We start from the raw sequence: 16,430 nt of genomic DNA, 5'->3' as shown, positions 1-16,430 counted from the left end.
TCGTAGTAGAATAACAGTATGCACAACTACCACTTTTGGGAAAAGGAGCGATGGACGAATGGCGAGGCAAGCAACGCGTATGAAACGATCAGAAGTCCCTCTGGAAGCGACATGGAGATTGGAGGATTTATTCGAATCCGAAGCAAAATGGCTTGAGGAATTGCAAGCGATTACAGCTGATTTGAGTTCAGTCACCCGCTTCACAGGCAAATTGCATGAGGGTGCTGGTACATTGCTGGCTTGTCTGGAAGCAATGGATGTCATTTGGAGCCGTGCGCAGTTATGCGGCAGTTATGCACATTTGCGGTTGACGGAAGACAGCACCAATCCAGTGAATCAGGGAAATAATAGCCGTGCGCAGGATATGATGGCTGAAGTGTCCGTTGCCCTATCCTTCTTCGAGTCTGAACTTAGTGACATGAGCGACGATGCATTGCCCGCATATTATGAAGAAGAACCTAAGCTTCTGGAGTTCAAGCCCTATTTGGATCAGATTGCAAGCAAGAAGCCATATCGGCTGAGCAGCGAGACGGAATTGACGCTCGCAGCACTTGACAACGTCTTAGGAGCTCCGTACAAAATTTATAATCAGATCAAGCTTTCGGACATGGCGTTTGAACCCGTTACCGATCAGGAGGGTAAGTCCTATCCCCTGTCTTTTGCTCTATTTGAGAATCGATATGTGGAGTCTCCGAATACATACTTGCGAAGAGAAGCGTTCCGATCATTTTCCGAAACGCTGCATGCATATCGCAACGGGGTTGCGGCTTCATATGCAACAGAAGTGAAGAAGCAGGTCGTGCTTGCGAAGCTTCGCGGATATGATCATGTAACCGATATGCTGCTGCATAAACAGCAAGTGACACAGCAGATGTATCACGCAATCCTAGATACAATTCAAGCCGAGCTGGCTCCACACATGCGGAAATGGGCAAAGCTCAAAAAGCGTGTTCTCGGTCTGGAGGAACTCCGCTTTAGTGATCTGAAGGCGCCATTCGACCCTGAATACGATCCGGAAGTTTCGTTCGAGACAGCAGCGCAGCAGGTAGTAGAGGCGCTGCAGGTCATGGGGCCGGAGTACACGGCAATTATGCAGGATGCCATCCAAAATCGTTGGATTGACTATGCGGATAATGTAGGCAAGTCAACAGGGGCATTCTGCTCATCAATTTATGATTCCCATTCCTACATATTGATGACATGGACGGGAAGCATGCGAGGGGCATTCACTCTAGCTCATGAGTTAGGCCATGCAGGGCACTTCATGCTGGCACATAAGCATCAGCGGATATCCAACACACGTCCATCGCTTTATTTTATCGAGGCTCCGTCCACAATGAATGAGATGCTGCTGGCAGACCACTTGTTCCGTCAATCGTCGAATGACCCTCGGATGAGACGCTGGATTATTACGCAGCTGCTGAATACGTATTATCATAATTTTGTAACGCATTTGCTCGAAGGTGAGATGCAGCGCAGGGTATATGAGCTTGCTTCACAGGGAGAGCCGCTTACCGCTGATCTGCTGTCACAGCTGAAGGGGCAAGTCCAGAGCGATTTCTGGGGCGATGCCGTTGTGATGGATCCAGGTTCGGAACTGACTTGGATGCGTCAGCCGCATTATTACATGTCCTTATATCCATACACGTACTCAGCAGGTTTAACAGCATCGACGGCAGCAGCCAAGCGCATCCGCGAGGAGGGACAGCCGGCAGTAGAACGTTGGCTGACGGCGCTGAAGGCAGGCGGCTCCCTGCCTCCATTGGAGCTGATGAAGCTGGCTGGTGTGGATATGTCTGATACGAATACGATCCGCGAAGCTGTAGGATATGTAGGCGAGCTCGTTGATGAATTGATAAGCTTGTACGAGTAATCGAGTTTTTATTGTGGTAGAGAGTAAGAATGGTAACAGCTATCTTCGCACGAGGTGTATGCTGCCGAATTGGGGGCTGGGCATGGAGCGAGGAGCATGCAGCAATTATAGATGTAAACAACAAAGAACAGTAGCACGAGGTTCATCTCGACTACTGTTCTTTTCATTTCAGCTATTAGTCAGCGTCAGCTTCATTTGGATGTGGTTGTGTGGAGCATCCGGATGAGCAGGAGCGGTTCAATGCGCATGAAGCACAAGCTCCTTGCTTCGACTTACGCACGTGGCGTACAACCATCCACAGTGCATACGCAAATATGATCATTACAATTCCAATTTCCGGCCACGACATGCGATTCACCACCTGTTCTATGAAAATCCGAGAAGTCTACCGACTCCCGTAATGATGAGAGCGACAACATAGGCGATAAGTAGGGCATAGCCGATGGAGAACCATGTCCAGCGCCACGATGCGGTTTCTTTCTTAATAATGCCCACCGTTGCAAGACAAGGGACATACAGCAGCACGAAGGCACAAAAGGCATACGCAGACAACGGGGTGAATGCCCCTGCGATCTGGGATTCAAGCATAGCTGTGTCTGGTGCGTGATAAATAATATTCATCGTGGACACAACGACTTCCTTGGCTAGAAACCCGGTAATTAGAGAAGCACCCGCTTGCCATGTGGCGAAGCCGAGCGGGGCGAACAATGGTGCAAGCACGCCGCCAATCATCGCCAGGAAGGAGTCGTCCATCTCAACTCCGAATCCGCCTGGCCCAGCATACGTCATGAGCCAGATGAGCACGGAGCCTCCAAGAATGAAGGTACCTGCTTTGCGTACGAATCCTTTCCCTTTCTCCCATGTACTGCGGAACAAAGTCTGCCATTGTGGCAGACGGTAAGGTGGCAGCTCAATAACGAAAATGCTCTGCTCCTCCTTCATCATCCGCTTGGTGAACAGCTTGGCTAGCAGCAGGGAGAGTACAATTCCCATCACATAGAGGGACAGCACGACAAGTGCTTGATGACTCTTGAAAAAGACACCGGCAAACAAGGCATAAACGGACAAGCGGGCAGAGCATGACATCAGTGGAACGAGCAAAGTAGTGACAAGCCGTTCGCGCGGCTGCTCAATCGTACGAGCGGCCATAATCCCAGGCACGTTGCACCCGAAGCCGATGACAAATGGAATGAATGCCTTGCCGTTCAGACCAACGGCTTCCATAAGCCGATCCATGACGATGGTCACACGAGCCATATATCCCGAATCCTCAATAAAGGAAATGAATAAGAACAGGATGAAGATTTGCGGGACGAATACGAGTACGCCGCCAACACCCGCAATAATCCCTTCTTCGATCAGCGCATGGGTAAATGGTGACACGCCAATCGCATTCAATATGGATGCTGCGCTGTCCGTTACGGGGCCGGAGAAGAAGGCATCCAATGCATCCGACGTTGGAGTTCCAATCCATTCGAATGTCGCCTTGAACATGAGGAACATAATGCCGAGAAAGATCGGAATGCCTAGCCAGCGATTTGTAACAATGGCATCGATGCGCTCCGTCAAGGTTACGGATTTCTCCTTCGTACTATTAACTGCTTCTGCACAGACCTCACGAATAAAGGCAGTGCGCACCGCACGAATGTGCTGTGCCATGTGCAGCGCGATGCCCTGCTGTTGTAGCTGCTGTTCTGCTGCACTGCATATATGCAGGAGCTTATCGTTCATCTCCTGATTCAATCCGCTGTGAACCCATTCACGAACGGTATTATTCTGTTCCAGATACTGCAGCGCAATCCATCTTGAAGGTACCCCATCTTTAGGTGGTAAGTACTCCGACATACGCTGAATAGCGAGTTCAGTAATTTCCCCATAGTCGAGTTGGAACGGATCTCCGTCTTCCCTCGCTGCTTCTTGGGCGGGGTGATTGATATGCTGCAAAATATCGTGAATTCCTTGCTTGCGTCTAGCATTGACGGGAAGTAAGGGGGCATGAAGTGCCTTGGACAGCTTCTGCGTATGAATGTGAATGCCGCGGCCCTGTGCCACGTCGTTCATATTCAGCGCAATGTGCACGGGAAGCCCATATTCCAGTAATTGTATGGTTAAATATAAGTTGCGTTCGAGCTGTGAAGCATCGACAACATTCAAGATCGTATCTGGCCGTTCGTGGAGCAGGTAGCTTACAGCGACGCTCTCGTCACGCGACATCGGCTGCAGCGAGTAGATGCCGGGAAGGTCGATGAGCGTGCCTGAATTGCGATGCAGGTGGCCGACCTTCTTCTCTACCGTTACGCCAGTCCAGTTGCCTACATATTCGTAAGAGCGGGTGAGAGCATTGAATAAGGAAGTCTTACCAGTATTCGGATTGCCTACGAGTGCGGTGGTACAAGTACTCATGCGCCATTCACCCCGATAGAGCGAGCCTCGTTTTGGCGAATGCCGAACAATTGGCCGTTAGCTTCTAGGGTAAGCGGACCGCCGAACAAGCTGGTACGCTTCAGCTCTACATGGGTTCCTTCTGTAATGCCCAGATCACGCAGGCGATGGCAGACCGATGCATGGACTTTGGACAAATCACAAATACATGCACGCTGCCCAGGCTTCAATTCGCATAAGGAGGTATTCTGTCCGAGCATCTCACAATTAGTTGGGCGCATGTTAATCCTTCTTTCTTCAACATATCAATTTCAGCTATGATTAACTATTAACTCGTTATGTTCTTATTTATAATGATAATCGGTATCAATTGGATTTACATTGAATGTAGCACAATGGAAGAAAAATTACATGTGATTTTTTTCATAGAAAAAGGATTAAATTGTAGATAATTTATCGAAATCTATGAAAACGACACGAAAATGAAGCTTTTTTGCTTTGCTTTATGAGTTTGTTTCCATTAGAATGGAGAGAAAACATTTGGCAAAGGAGATAGCGGAATGAAAACGAATCACTGCAAAATTGTCGACTGTACAATTCGCGATGGTGGTCTAGTAAACAATTGGGACTTCAGCGTCGAGTTCGTGCAAAGCTTATACGCATCATTGAATGATGCTGGCGTCGACTATATGGAAATCGGCTACAAAAATTCGCCTAAACTGCTCAAAGGCGCTGACGAAGCAGGCCCTTGGCGATTTTTGAATGACGATTTTTTACGTACTGTCATTCCGCAGAAGGGTACTACGAAGCTATCCGCACTTGTAGATATCGGCCGTGTGGATGAGAACGACATTCTACCGCGCAACGAGAGTATGTTGGACTTAATCCGGGTTGCTTGCTACATCAAGGATGTGGACAAGGCGCTGGATTTGGTACGCACGTTCCATGATCGCGGATATGAAACAACGATCAATATTATGGCGCTGTCAAATGTGATGGAGAATGACCTTATCGAAGCATTTGCGATGATCAAAGAGAGTGTCGTTGATGTGGTATACGTCGTAGATTCCTACGGCAGCCTTGATCATAATGATATTCATTTTCTCGTGAATAAATTTAAAGAGCATTTGCCGAACAAGCGAATCGGTGTTCATACGCATAATAATATGCAGCTTGCTTTCTCGAATACGCTTGTTGCTGCAGAGCTTGGGGTTGAAATGCTGGATGCTTCCATATACGGGATGGGGCGTGGAGCGGGCAACTGTCCGACAGAAGCTCTATTGACTCATTTGAAGAACAGCAAATACCAGCTTCGATCCGTACTTGGGTTCCTTGAGAAATACATGATTCCGATGCGTGAAAAGTGGGAATGGGGCTACCTGATTCCATACTTGATTACAGGTACGCTTGATGAACATCCTCGTTCTGCCATGGCGCTGCTTGCTTCTGATGATCGGGACAAATACCTGGACTTCTATGATCAAATGACGACACCTGAGGTATCGATTCATAAGAAAAATTCGTAAAGGAATGTGAGAGCTCCTTCACGATAAGAACATACAAAGACCGCTCCAGCTATGGCTGAGCGGTCTTTCTTATGTTGAAATGAATGAGGAACAGGCTACGATTGCATGCGAACGTACTTGCGTTCGCCTGTCTTCGGGTTGTAATACACTTGATATTTTAAACCATCTCTCGGATCGATAAAGATCTCTTTCGTTGGCATAAAGTCGCCTGAGACACCGATGGCATCCAACGGATTATCGTATTGCTTATAGCGCTTGTCGAAATATTTCTTGCCGATCACGATCAGGATGACAAGGCCGATCAGGGGCAGGCCGTACACCACAAGAGCGATTTTGAAGAAATGTACAACCTCATCCATTAGGAATGCACCGCTCTCAACTTAACAACCGTTCCGTAAGCTACAATTTCACTCATGTTCTGGCCGACATCGCCGCTATCGAAGCGCATCATGATGATTCCGTCTCCACCCATTGCGTGCGCATTCTCGATCATGCGATCCATTGCTTGTCGGCGAGCATCCTCGATCATTTGTGTGTACTGCTTGACTTCACCGCCCACGAGACCTTTCAAAGATGCCATAATGTCCCCGCCGATACCCCGTGCTCGAACAACAACGCCAAAGGCTGTTCCCAGTACTTCGGATACTTCATAATTTGCAATGCGTTCGGTCGTTACTACGATCATGAATGCCAGCTCCTTTTGAACACTTTTCTAGAGTTGAAGGGGATTATCAATCCCTTTTAGTATTATTCATACGGGAATTTTCTTTATTCGTTTCATAAAGAAGTTCAATCCGTAACAAGAAGGGCCGTCCATAGCTAAAGATTTACTAAAAAAGGCGTTAAATGGCGGATATCACAGTAGTTTTAATGGAATAACGCTTTAAAGTTAGTTATGATGGTTACATAGAGATTTGTGCCTTTCCATATCTAATGATCGATCATGAGGGGAGAAGGATATGAAGGTCAGTATATTTGATGTGGCTAAGAAGTCAGGTTTATCTGTAGTGACGGTATCCCGTGTCCTAAATAACGCGAAGACGGTTCGAGAAAAGAATCGGGTCAAGGTTCTTCAGGCGATGAAGGATCTGGATTACCACCCGAACGCAGCAGCTCGAAGCCTTGCGAAGGGGAAAACAGGTGTCATAGGGATGATTGTCACTACCTTGCAGGATTCATTTCTGGATAGTATCGTGCAATCGGTGTACTCACTGCTAAAGGATCATGGTTATTACTTAGCACTATCGGTTGCATCAGAGCCGATGGAACAAGGGGTGGGTACGGACTTAATTCAAGAGGATCGCGTGGATGGAATGCTGATTCTATCTGCGGTACATGAGGAACCTTACGTGGTAGAACTAAAAAAACGTAAAATCCCGTTCGTACTCATCGACAATCAGACAATCCAGCCTTCTGTGACCAACGTGAATGTGGATAATTATAAAGGTGGATATGATGCAACGAAGCATCTCATTGATTTGGGGCATCGCTCGATCGCTCATATTCGCGGGCCGAAGTTCTTCTTAAGTGCACTGGAGCGTGAAAGGGGTTTCAGGGATGCAATGAGGGACGCAGGCCTCGAACCTTTTGCAATTGAGGATGGTAAGTTCTGCATTCAATCCGGCTATGATGCTGTACAGCGATGGCTGCATGCAGGTTGTATGCCGACGGCGCTGTTCGCGGCTGATGATTTCACGGCGATTGGCGCCATCAATGCACTCTGGCAGGCTGGTTACAAGGTGCCAGATGATATGTCTGTAATTGGCTATGATGATCAAGTCATCGCCTCCCAACTGCGTCCGAAGTTGACAACGATGCGACAGCCAGCTCACCAAATCGGCAAAGTTGCTGTTGATTTGCTTATGAAGCAGATTAATGGAACGAATAAGCGTAGTATCAGTGCTCGTCTAGAGTCGGATATCGTGATTCGAGAATCAACGAGCGCACCGAAATTATTGCAATCGTAATATGATGAATAGGTAAGACAGATAGGCGTGCGGTTATGAACTGGTGACCGCATGCTTTTTTCATTACAATAGGAATAGATGCGAATGGAAGATACCGAACATAGAATGGAGCGAAAACTATCTTGAAGGATCGTACGATTAAACATCTGATTCTATGGATCCCTACGATTACAATTGGATTGTGGGAATATATGCGCCACTCGTTCCTGCTCCCTTACGTTTCCATGGAGGTTGGGAACTGGCTTGCCCCTGCCATTGTTTTTATCGTGTCGGCCACGCTATTGACTCGCCTATTCAAGCTGCTGGATGATACGAATAAGAAGCTGCAGCATGAGCAGCAGACGAAGGCGGCCTTGGAGGAGAGGAGGAAATTGGCGCAAGAGTTGCATGATGGAATTTCACAATCATTGTTCATGCTATCGGTGAAGATTGATCGGCTGGAGACAGCTTCGACCGAACAGCAGCCAGAGCAGCTGGACAAGCTCCGGCAGACGGTTCGTCATGTATATGATGATGTGCGCCTGTCCATTGCTAATTTGCAAACTGTCCCTGAGGAGATGAATGTATGCTGGTCGGATCAACTCGTTACAATGATCGAGGATATTCGAAAGGATACGGATTGGACACTGGACGTGAAGTGGGAGCTGCCCGAAGATCAATTGTCATTGAAAGAGAAAATCGCGCTGTTGTCGGCTGTCCGCGAGGCGCTGCTGAATGTGCGCAAGCATGCAGAGGCGAAACGAGTATGGATCATAGCGCAGCCTGTGGCTGAAGGATTCGTCTGCGACATTCGGGACGATGGAATCGGATTTGCAGGAGAGCCTTTTGCACAGAAAGGGAAGTATGGATTGAAGATGGTACGCGACCGCACGACCAATATGGGGTGGAGCTTGTCTTTGGAACGAGATGGCGACGTGACGGTAGTGCGTATTGCAAGTTAATGAAATTGGCGGAAGGAGAGGAAACTAGCGTGAATGCGGAACATGGGGTGGAGAAGCAGCATTGTTTTCGGGTGTTAATCGCCGACGATAATGCCCATGCGCGTGAGGGGATGCGGGATATTTTAGCGATTGATCCTGCATTCGTCGTTGTAGGTGAGGCTGTGAACGGAGAAGATGCACTTCGTATGACGGATCAAGTCATGCCGGATTTGATACTGATGGATATTTCCATGCCTGTTATGGATGGATTGGAAGCTACCAAGCGGATCAAAGAGCAGTTCCCCTATGTAAAAATCGTGATGGTGACGGTATCGGATGATATTACTCATTTATTCGAGGCATTGAAAAAAGGGGCACAGGGCTATTTGCTCAAAAATTTACAGCCTTCTGCATGGCATGAGTATTTGCGTGCGATTGCCATTGATGAGGCACCGATGTCGAAGGAACTAGCGTTTCGCTTATTGCAGGAGTTTTCCGTGAAGAGTGAGAGCAAGATTCCGTCATCGACTCCGTTGACGACTCGTGAGCGTGAAATCTTGGAGCGTGTAGCGAAGGGAGAATCGAACCGGATCATTGCGGGACAGTTGTCCCTATCTGAGCATACCGTGAAGAATCATCTAAAAAACATTATGCAGAAGCTGCATTTGGAGAATCGTGTGCAGCTTACGCGATATGCACTGAAGCATGGCATTGTAGATAACTAGAACCCTATGATGATGAATTATTGATCGAAAATAATTATGATTTCGAAGGTGAAAAACGTATTGCGCAACAGAATGGGCTGTGCTATATTAATTCTTGTCACTTGATGTGACGTGCAATATATGTCGGGACGTAGCTCAGCTTGGTAGAGCACCTGGTTTGGGACCAGGGGGTCGCATGTTCAAATCGTGTCGTCCCGACCATCTTATTACACTCCTATCAGGTACTCTGGAACGAGTGTTTTTTCGTATATGCGGGTGTAGTTCAATGGTAGAACAGCGGCTTCCCAAGCCGCCGGCGTGGGTTCGATTCCCATCACCCGCTCCAATTAAGAAAAGTGCGCCGCAGGGCGCTTTTTTTGTTATGGAGCGTAGAAAGGATGGGAAGCGAACCCCAAGGGTTCGACCGTCCGTAAAGACATCGAGGAGATACATGAGTAGGACGAGCGTCAACATGAACAATAAACCACTGGAGCCGGAAGGCTCCATTTTTAAATCAGACATGTTGAGTACCGCGCTGCAATGCTACTGTGAAATACGAATCAGCGCGAGCGTCCGGCATAAACGAGAGCCACCTCGAAAGTGTGGCGGAGGTAGCCGGAGTATTCCCATCACCCGCTCCAAATAAAAAAAGTGCGCCGCAAGGCGCTTTTTTATTTGGGACGGAAAATGAGATGGGTAGCGAACCCCAGGGTTCGACCGTCCGTAAAGACATCGAGGAGATACATGAGTAGGACGCGCGTCCGGCATAAACGAGAGCCAGCACGGAAGTGTGGCGTAAGTGGCCGGAGTATTCCCATCACCCGCTCCATAACAAATGAAATGCGCCGAAGGGCGCTTTTTTTTGTTATGGAGCGTAGAAAGGATGGGAAGAGAACCCTAGGGTTCGACCGTCTGTAAAGACATCGAGGAAATACATGAGTAGGACGCGCGTCAGCATGAACAATAAACCATTGGAGCCGGAAGGCTCCACTTTTCAATCAGACATGTTGAGTACCGCGCTGCAATGCTACTGTGAAATACGAATCAGCGCGAGCGTCCGGCATAAACGAGAGCCGCCACGGAAGTGTGGCAGAAGTGGCCGGAGTATTCCCATCACCCGCTACATTTGACGATATTATCTCGTTATATCAACGTTTGTCAGGCGTTGAATGCATCGGTAGGCATAACGATAGGCTAACGGCCTCCGTATAATTCGAAAGGTGAACGTTGGGTTCTTTCGATAGGGAACCGTCGGTCATCACGCGAGTACATAACGAACCTCTTACGAACTAACGTAGGAGGTTTTTCTAATATGAGCGATCCAAGGTGTGGGAAACGAACCGTAACGGGAAAGAGGTAAACTACCGCTCGCCAACGAGTAGACTATGACCTGGACAATGCGTTTGAACTATTCTACAACGTTTAAGTAATCTGAAAGGATGCGCGAGCGAATGTTGTCCAACTATAAGACTCATTTGGGGTACCCCTTTTCAATGTCACTGAATTCTAATATGATTGGAAATTTAAGAAACTTATAGTGTCTATTCATTTTTAATTTATTTTATCCGAATAAACACTATGGAAGGAGGGGATAAAAGTTGAGAATTGCTTTAGCGATATTCTCGGTGCTAGTTAGTATTGGTCTTGGATCGATTAGTTTTGCTTTAGTCATAAATATTTTAATTAGTTTCGAGAAACCCGCCGGATTTAAAGTCTATGATCCAGGACCCAGAGGAGTACAGTGTTTTTTATTATTGATTATTATTATTGCATATAGTGTTTATTTGTTTCTTTTAAACAGGAACAAGAAGAACTATTATCTAGTTATGGCTGCTCTCTGTAGTTTCTTATTCTCATTTATTGTAACACCATTTATTATTACTTACTCTGCGGACATACATGATTTCTTTGTAAAACCCACTCACAGAACGCAGATGTCTATACAGAAAGAGATTCAAAAAATTATTCTAGAAAATGATGTACCATATACATTAGATTCGAAAGAAAGTGAAAAACAAACAACAGATGATGTTATTGTAATTATTTTGAGAAAAAATAATAGCGATAAAATTCAACAAAAAGAAGTTGAATTAATTATTAAAAATAGTCTACCTAGAAAGCTTATTTTCATTTTTTATGACCGTGATCAAAAAGAATCTGTTTCGGTTATCCTTAACAAAGATAAAAGTGATGTTAGATGTGATCCAATTGAGTTTTGTAAGTGAAACGAACAAAAGGGTGCGAGTGTTCGACAGACAACCGAGAGTTACCTCGGAAGTGTGGCAGAAGCGACCGGAGTATTCCCATCGCCCGCTACAAATCAAAAGAATTGTGACAAAAGGCACTTTATTTGCTCTGGAGTGAAAGGAGCATCATAAGAGCGCTTGAGGAATAAATTGTAATATGCTAATATAACAGGGGATCGTGCTGGAACACGATCCCCGTGACAACTACCGCTATAAGAGCGGGGGCGTTTAGGTAGGAAGTAACCTGCGGCTATGGAAAGAGGCGGACGGGTTACTTCTTTTTATGGAAGGACAGCATCAGGATAACAAATGTTCCGAATGACAGCATTAATGTCAATGCTTCATACATTGTCATGGCACTCACCTCCTCGAAAGAAAATGATGGACCTTCTTTCTCTGAAGATGGCGCCTCCTGCCCTTAAACCGTTTTCGTTGTCCTAGTGATTATACCATATTTTACTATATGAAAAGAGCCCTGTTAAACGGCTCTTTTTCTTTTTTTACTTATCTTTAGGTTTGCATGGTTTGGTATTTAACTTCTCAAACTAATCACCATGTTGACAATGTTAGCGATGAGTGGCAAACTTATTATGTCACCATGTTGACTAAAAAGGAGGCTCCTATGAATAGCAACGATCTGTTGAAAGAACTGCATGTGATGCAGCAAAGCTACGCGACATTGTTCTCGGTAGTCAATAAAGTTCAAATCCGGGGAGATGAGAACCTAGGGGTGTTGACTTCTAGACAACATATGGCACTCGTCGCTATTGCTCACCTGCCACTGGAACAGACAACTCTGGTGAACATTGCTAAGAAACTTGGCACTTCCAAGCAAACCGCAAATAAATTGATCTCGGGACTTGAGAAAAAGGGATACATCGAAACTCTGCCAAGCCGCTTGGACAAGCGTGCTATCAATGTCAGAATCACACCTAAAGGTGAGGAGGCGCTGATTGTATGCTCTGAGAAATCCACCTATTTTTTAGCGGATATGTTCCATGAGTTCAACGCCGAAGAACTTCATACGTTTTGGAGATTGCTGCGTAAGCTATACCGATTTGACGGTGAGGAACAGGATGGATTTGAAGAGCATGCAAATCTGGAAGTAGGCGAGGTATCGGAACCTATGGATAGCTTTCAAGAAAGGGTATTATCGGAATTTTCCAAACGGCGGTATGGTGGCGCCAATACCTGTGAGTAGTAGTAGCAATTTGTAACTCCTTCATATCAATCTAGTAGTCTCATAATGCACATCTGGGATTGGAGCCTGACGTACATGTTCAACGTATCTTCTTATACAACTTCATTAATTGAGAAATACACGAAAAACAAAAAGCATATGAAACTTACTGTTGGAGTTTTATCAAAGGGAGAAAAATTTGTCCACGTCTACGGAGTAAATGGAGAACGGCTGGAAGAAGTCATCTACCATTACGAAATAGGATCGATCACGAAAACCTTCACTGCGGCTTTATTAGCCAAATATGTGAGTGATGGCATCGTATCTCTTGATGACTCGATTGATCGCTATATTGAATTGCCCTCGACTGGCAATTATCCGAGCTTACGCAGCCTGGCCACTCATACCTCTGGTTATTCCGCCTTGCTGCCTTTCACGATCGGAAGCTATGTGGGGACGATCTTTAAAGTGTTGAATGGAACCTTGGCTGGAAATCCTTTGGCTGGTCGCATTGACGAAACACGATTGATTGAAATCATCCAAACAACCAAACGCAAGCAAAAAGAGTACACATATAGCTACTCTAACTTCGGAATAAGTGTGCTTGGCTACATTTTGGGGAACATCTCAGGCAAAGGGTACTGGGAGATGATGAATGATTTTATTGCGAACGACCTACATTTGCTTCATACCCGGCTAGGCATCCTACCTAATAATATTCATGGTTTTAACAGAAAGGATGAAGACTGCGGCAATTGGGAATGGGATCACAATGAACCTTTTGCTGCTGCGGGTGGACTTTCATCTACAGTAGAAGATCTGCTTGCATACGCTGAGCTCAATATGTCGCGGGATAACGAATATTTCGGCCTGTGTCGTATAAAGCATGCTAAGGGGAATCGGAACTTCGACATGGGATTAGGTTGGGAGCTCCAAAAAGGAACAAATTTGATTTATAAGGATGGAGGGGCGGGGGCACTTACTTCTTTTATTGGTTTTGATCAAACAAAGCATGTTGCTGCCGTCGTAATGGCCAACTACACCACTCCAGCAATTGCGAAGATTGGTCAGTCCCTATTACAAGATATATAACAATGGAAGCAGCGGCGACTCTCTTAATGAGGCTCGCCGCTGCACGGTAATGACTATGTACGGTGTTTAGAATACCATTTATACTTCTTTGAAATGAAGGACAAATCCGGGTCTTCCGGCATTCTCCACGTGGCATTTATACACGACATCATCAATTGAAATAACGGCAGGTCGATCATATTCAATAAACTTGTAGTTGACTTTCTCTTGTACGCAATAACGCTCAATTTCATCTAAAAACTGTTGCTTGTTTTGTGGAAGTTGATCGAGCTCAACCGAAAAGCCTTTCTTCATTAGCTTCTTCCAAACATTCTTCATGATGCTTGTCCTCCTCTGCATAAATAAATAGATGATTCCTTTCCTTATCCTCTATTCTACCATATTCATCCGTTCCATATGGAACGAAGAGAAAGAATATGCGACCGACCTCAGTGGACGGATGAAGCGGTCGCATCGGCTTATGGCGGGGGCTTGCAACTAGTCTATACGCGCTCGCGCCAGTAGTTCAGCAAGTCTTCGAGGGTATGATCGAGAGGAATTTCTGGCTTCCAGCCTGTATGTTCTGTAAATTTCGAATGATCGCCAAGCAGAATCTCGACGTCGGATGGACGCATGCGGCTCGGATCTGGCACAATGTCGATCGTAATATCCGATTTAGCCAGCAGCATATCGAGCATTTCCCGAATCGTGACGCAAGAGCCGGATGCAATATTATAGCAGTCTCCAGCTTCAGCGCGCTCCAGCGCGAGCCAATAAGCGCGGACAATATCGCGTACGTCGGTAAAATCGCGCTTCGCTTCCAAATTGCCCACATGGACAGTAGGCGGACGAACGCCCTTTTCAATTTCAGCGATTTGCTTCGCGAAGTTGGACGTAACGAATTGTTCACCACGGCGTGGACCCGTATGGTTGAAGGTTCTCGTCCGGATGACATGGAGACCGTAGCTCTTATGATATTGATAGCCAAGGTAGTCTTGAGCTGCTTTGCTCACGGCATATGGACTTAACGGACGGAGGGGGTTTTCTTCACGTATCGGAGTTTCGTGCGGCTCTACATGACCGTATTCCTCACTGGAGCAGGCAATTTGAATTTTACAATCCAGATCAATGCGCCTTACCGCTTCGAAGATATTTAATTGACCCGCAACGTTGTTGTAGATTGTATCTGCAGGCGAGTTCCAGGAGGTAGGGACGAAGCTCTGAGCGGCCAAATGAAAAATAAGATCCGGCTTCTCATTTGTAATGAGCGTTTCTACAGAGAATGCATCGCGGAGCTCACATTCTGCCAGATGAATATCGGGCAGAATGTGGCGAATGTGTTCTAGGCGGCTGCGATTGCGAATCGTGCCGATTACCTCTACATTTTTGTCCAGCAAAAATTCCGCCATATGACTTCCTACGAATCCGGAGATCCCGGTGACAAGTGCCTTCATGTAACTGATCTCACCTCTCAGGTTGATAACATACACCCATAGTTCGGCATTACCCTATACTATGTGGAGTAGGCTGAAATTGGTGACGGCATTCGTACCGATTTATTCTTGCTCCGAATCTGTAGGAAGGAACCTAGCTAGTTCAGCTGGAATATCATTGCGCGCACAGTACATCTCCCGGGTTTCCCCCAGCAAGCACTCTTGATCATGCAGCAGCAGAAGCAGAGCGAACTGATTGGCTTGGCGCTCGAACTTGCCAACATGGAACAGCGTATGCTGTTCGGTAAAGAAATGCCCGATGCCTTTATGTAGTCTGTCATGAGCGAGCTCGTGAGCGCACACGAATCGCTGCCATTCGAACGGCAATTCCGAATTAATGACAATATAGCGGCGTCGGAGCTTATGGAAGTAGAGGCCGCGCGTTGATTTCCCGAGATCAGCTGTTCGTACTTGAATGTTCAAATATTGCGCAAGCTGAAAAGGACAGTTCGTTTTATATTTTCGAATTAATGATCGTACAATCTTCTCTACATCCATGAGATGCACCTCGCGGATAGGTTAGTCATTGAGCTATGTTCAGCCCCGGGGCTTGCGCTTATTGCGCTTCTTCGCATCCCAGAACAAGGCCTCCAACACTTGAAGCACCCGTTCACGGTCTTCATCCTCGATGGGAACGCCATCGAACATAATTTCTGAATCTTCCTCCAGCAACTGGCGGAAATCCTTCTTATCTCTCCATGTGGCCCATTCAGGAATAGAATCAGATGAAGTTAAGGCCAGCGGCATCGAATTATCGATACGGCCTAGCAAGTAATCGCTCGATGTATGCAGCAGATCGGCAAGTCTGCCGATGATATCGCTCGGCGGCGTCGTGCGTCCTGCTTCGTAGTTGGCTACATTGGCGCGTTTCATACCGAGCGCGTGGGCAACATCGTCTTGCGATAAGCCTTGCTTGAGCCGCAGCTCCTTAATACGGGAACCTACAAGTTCTTTGTTCGTTACGGACATGGCTACCACCCTTATTTTACATATGTTCATAAATTCAAGATTGACGTTCATTTTATGAGCATGGTATGCTTGCAGTGTACCACACAGGAACAGGTGTTC

18 protein-coding genes and 2 tRNA genes are annotated in these 16,430 nt (G+C 46.5%); 10 read left to right on the top strand and 10 right to left on the bottom strand.

Annotated features, from left to right (window positions below; all coding sequences use genetic code 11):
- The first annotated feature begins 58 nt into the window (after window positions 1-58).
- Window positions 59-1,873 carry an oligoendopeptidase F gene (gene pepF / locus M3661_RS08975; protein WP_251483843.1) on the top strand — a complete coding sequence of 605 codons (1,815 nt, stop codon included), beginning with the start codon at window positions 59-61 and terminating at the stop codon, window positions 1,871-1,873.
- 175 nt (window positions 1,874-2,048) lie between these two features.
- Here pepF and M3661_RS08970 read toward each other — a convergent pair whose 3' ends face one another.
- Genes M3661_RS08970 through M3661_RS08960 form a run of 3 tightly spaced genes read right to left on the bottom strand, consistent with a single transcriptional unit; the run spans window position 2,049 to window position 4,536 of the window.
- Window positions 2,049-2,222 (bottom strand): FeoB-associated Cys-rich membrane protein, encoded by a 174-nt coding sequence (locus tag M3661_RS08970; RefSeq protein WP_083189050.1) that lies wholly within the window; start codon window positions 2,220-2,222, stop codon window positions 2,049-2,051.
- A gap of 17 nt (window positions 2,223-2,239) precedes the next feature.
- Window positions 2,240-4,276 carry a ferrous iron transport protein B gene (gene feoB, locus M3661_RS08965; protein WP_065290425.1) on the bottom strand — a complete coding sequence of 679 codons (2,037 nt, stop codon included), beginning with the start codon at window positions 4,274-4,276 and terminating at the stop codon, window positions 2,240-2,242.
- Window positions 4,273-4,536: a FeoA family protein gene (locus M3661_RS08960; protein WP_021254531.1), complete on the bottom strand. Its 264-nt coding sequence runs from the start codon at window positions 4,534-4,536 to the stop codon at window positions 4,273-4,275. Before M3661_RS08960 ends, feoB begins: the two co-directional genes overlap by 4 nt.
- Window positions 4,537-4,815: 279 nt before the next feature.
- On the opposite strand from M3661_RS08960, the gene M3661_RS08955 reads away from it, so the two are divergent.
- Complete coding sequence (locus M3661_RS08955; RefSeq protein WP_021254532.1) at window positions 4,816-5,781, top strand: aldolase catalytic domain-containing protein; 966 nt, start codon at window positions 4,816-4,818, stop codon at window positions 5,779-5,781.
- A gap of 95 nt (window positions 5,782-5,876) precedes the next feature.
- Here M3661_RS08955 and M3661_RS08950 read toward each other — a convergent pair whose 3' ends face one another.
- Window positions 5,877-6,140, bottom strand: a complete 264-nt coding sequence (locus tag M3661_RS08950; RefSeq protein WP_021262043.1) for a hypothetical protein — start codon at window positions 6,138-6,140, stop codon at window positions 5,877-5,879.
- Window positions 6,140-6,466, bottom strand: a complete 327-nt coding sequence (locus M3661_RS08945; protein ID WP_021254534.1) for a YbjQ family protein — start codon at window positions 6,464-6,466, stop codon at window positions 6,140-6,142. Before M3661_RS08945 ends, M3661_RS08950 begins: the two co-directional genes overlap by 1 nt.
- 274 nt (window positions 6,467-6,740) lie before the next feature.
- Between M3661_RS08945 and M3661_RS08940 the strand changes: the two genes are divergently transcribed.
- The 6 genes from M3661_RS08940 to M3661_RS08915 all read left to right on the top strand — a co-directional run bounded on the left by M3661_RS08940 (window position 6,741) and on the right by M3661_RS08915 (window position 11,597).
- Complete coding sequence (locus tag M3661_RS08940; protein WP_251483840.1) at window positions 6,741-7,748, top strand: LacI family DNA-binding transcriptional regulator; 1,008 nt, start codon at window positions 6,741-6,743, stop codon at window positions 7,746-7,748.
- 122 nt (window positions 7,749-7,870) lie between these two features.
- Complete coding sequence (locus M3661_RS08935) at window positions 7,871-8,689, top strand: sensor histidine kinase (protein WP_251483837.1); 819 nt, start codon at window positions 7,871-7,873, stop codon at window positions 8,687-8,689.
- A gap of 29 nt (window positions 8,690-8,718) precedes the next feature.
- Complete coding sequence (locus M3661_RS08930) at window positions 8,719-9,393, top strand: response regulator (protein ID WP_083189051.1); 675 nt, start codon at window positions 8,719-8,721, stop codon at window positions 9,391-9,393.
- A 124-nt stretch (window positions 9,394-9,517) separates the two neighbouring features.
- Window positions 9,518-9,594 (top strand) — tRNA-Pro (locus M3661_RS08925).
- A gap of 50 nt (window positions 9,595-9,644) precedes the next feature.
- A tRNA-Gly gene (locus M3661_RS08920) sits at window positions 9,645-9,718 on the top strand.
- Between the two features lie 1,252 nt (window positions 9,719-10,970).
- Window positions 10,971-11,597: a hypothetical protein gene (locus M3661_RS08915; protein ID WP_251483834.1), complete on the top strand. Its 627-nt coding sequence runs from the start codon at window positions 10,971-10,973 to the stop codon at window positions 11,595-11,597.
- 292 nt (window positions 11,598-11,889) lie between these two features.
- Here M3661_RS08915 and M3661_RS30710 read toward each other — a convergent pair whose 3' ends face one another.
- Window positions 11,890-11,967 carry a putative holin-like toxin gene (locus M3661_RS30710; protein WP_227774339.1) on the bottom strand — a complete coding sequence of 26 codons (78 nt, stop codon included), beginning with the start codon at window positions 11,965-11,967 and terminating at the stop codon, window positions 11,890-11,892.
- A 273-nt stretch (window positions 11,968-12,240) separates the two neighbouring features.
- Here M3661_RS30710 and M3661_RS08910 point away from each other — a divergent pair, with 273 nt between their 5' ends.
- Complete coding sequence (locus tag M3661_RS08910) at window positions 12,241-12,819, top strand: MarR family winged helix-turn-helix transcriptional regulator (RefSeq protein WP_251483831.1); 579 nt, start codon at window positions 12,241-12,243, stop codon at window positions 12,817-12,819.
- Between the two features lie 75 nt (window positions 12,820-12,894).
- On the top strand, window positions 12,895-13,890 hold the full coding sequence (locus tag M3661_RS08905; protein ID WP_251483828.1) for a serine hydrolase domain-containing protein: 996 nt from the start codon (window positions 12,895-12,897) through the stop codon (window positions 13,888-13,890).
- A 78-nt stretch (window positions 13,891-13,968) separates the two neighbouring features.
- Here the strand turns inward: M3661_RS08905 and M3661_RS08900 are convergent, their stop codons facing one another.
- The 4 genes from M3661_RS08900 to M3661_RS08885 all read right to left on the bottom strand — a co-directional run bounded on the left by M3661_RS08900 (window position 13,969) and on the right by M3661_RS08885 (window position 16,331).
- Window positions 13,969-14,208 carry a DUF4318 domain-containing protein gene (locus tag M3661_RS08900; protein WP_083544736.1) on the bottom strand — a complete coding sequence of 80 codons (240 nt, stop codon included), beginning with the start codon at window positions 14,206-14,208 and terminating at the stop codon, window positions 13,969-13,971.
- A gap of 164 nt (window positions 14,209-14,372) precedes the next feature.
- Complete coding sequence (locus tag M3661_RS08895) at window positions 14,373-15,323, bottom strand: GDP-mannose 4,6-dehydratase (protein WP_251483826.1); 951 nt, start codon at window positions 15,321-15,323, stop codon at window positions 14,373-14,375.
- A 102-nt stretch (window positions 15,324-15,425) separates the two neighbouring features.
- A complete protein-coding gene (locus tag M3661_RS08890; RefSeq protein ID WP_021254540.1) occupies window positions 15,426-15,860 on the bottom strand; it encodes an ImmA/IrrE family metallo-endopeptidase in 435 nt (144 codons plus the stop codon).
- A 39-nt stretch (window positions 15,861-15,899) separates the two neighbouring features.
- Window positions 15,900-16,331, bottom strand: a complete 432-nt coding sequence (locus M3661_RS08885; protein WP_251483823.1) for a helix-turn-helix domain-containing protein — start codon at window positions 16,329-16,331, stop codon at window positions 15,900-15,902.
- Window positions 16,332-16,430: the final 99 nt, after the last annotated feature.

The sequence above is a fragment of the Paenibacillus sp. MER 180 genome (assembly GCF_023713665.1).
Classification (GTDB): domain Bacteria; phylum Bacillota; class Bacilli; order Paenibacillales; family Paenibacillaceae; genus Paenibacillus_B; species Paenibacillus_B suaedae.
Note: the sequence above shows the minus strand (reverse complement) of the source record. Positions and strands in the feature narration are given on the sequence as shown.

Excerpts from the sequence above, each read along its gene's own strand:
- pepF (WP_251483843.1), top strand. The coding sequence starts at position 59 with ATGGCGAGGCAAGCAACGCGTATGAAACGATCAGAAGTCCCTCTGGAA.
- M3661_RS08970 (WP_083189050.1), bottom strand. The coding sequence starts at position 2,222 with ATGTCGTGGCCGGAAATTGGAATTGTAATGATCATATTTGCGTATGCA.
- feoB (WP_065290425.1), bottom strand. The coding sequence starts at position 4,276 with ATGAGTACTTGTACCACCGCACTCGTAGGCAATCCGAATACTGGTAAG.
- M3661_RS08960 (WP_021254531.1), bottom strand. The coding sequence starts at position 4,536 with ATGCGCCCAACTAATTGTGAGATGCTCGGACAGAATACCTCCTTATGC.
- M3661_RS08955 (WP_021254532.1), top strand. The coding sequence starts at position 4,816 with ATGAAAACGAATCACTGCAAAATTGTCGACTGTACAATTCGCGATGGT.
- M3661_RS08950 (WP_021262043.1), bottom strand. The coding sequence starts at position 6,140 with ATGGATGAGGTTGTACATTTCTTCAAAATCGCTCTTGTGGTGTACGGC.
- M3661_RS08945 (WP_021254534.1), bottom strand. The coding sequence starts at position 6,466 with ATGATCGTAGTAACGACCGAACGCATTGCAAATTATGAAGTATCCGAA.
- M3661_RS08940 (WP_251483840.1), top strand. The coding sequence starts at position 6,741 with ATGAAGGTCAGTATATTTGATGTGGCTAAGAAGTCAGGTTTATCTGTA.
- M3661_RS30710 (WP_227774339.1), bottom strand. The coding sequence starts at position 11,967 with ATGTATGAAGCATTGACATTAATGCTGTCATTCGGAACATTTGTTATC.
- M3661_RS08910 (WP_251483831.1), top strand. The coding sequence starts at position 12,241 with ATGAATAGCAACGATCTGTTGAAAGAACTGCATGTGATGCAGCAAAGC.
- M3661_RS08905 (WP_251483828.1), top strand. The coding sequence starts at position 12,895 with ATGTTCAACGTATCTTCTTATACAACTTCATTAATTGAGAAATACACG.
- M3661_RS08900 (WP_083544736.1), bottom strand. The coding sequence starts at position 14,208 with ATGAAGAATGTTTGGAAGAAGCTAATGAAGAAAGGCTTTTCGGTTGAG.
- M3661_RS08895 (WP_251483826.1), bottom strand. The coding sequence starts at position 15,323 with ATGAAGGCACTTGTCACCGGGATCTCCGGATTCGTAGGAAGTCATATG.
- M3661_RS08890 (WP_021254540.1), bottom strand. The coding sequence starts at position 15,860 with ATGGATGTAGAGAAGATTGTACGATCATTAATTCGAAAATATAAAACG.
- M3661_RS08885 (WP_251483823.1), bottom strand. The coding sequence starts at position 16,331 with ATGTCCGTAACGAACAAAGAACTTGTAGGTTCCCGTATTAAGGAGCTG.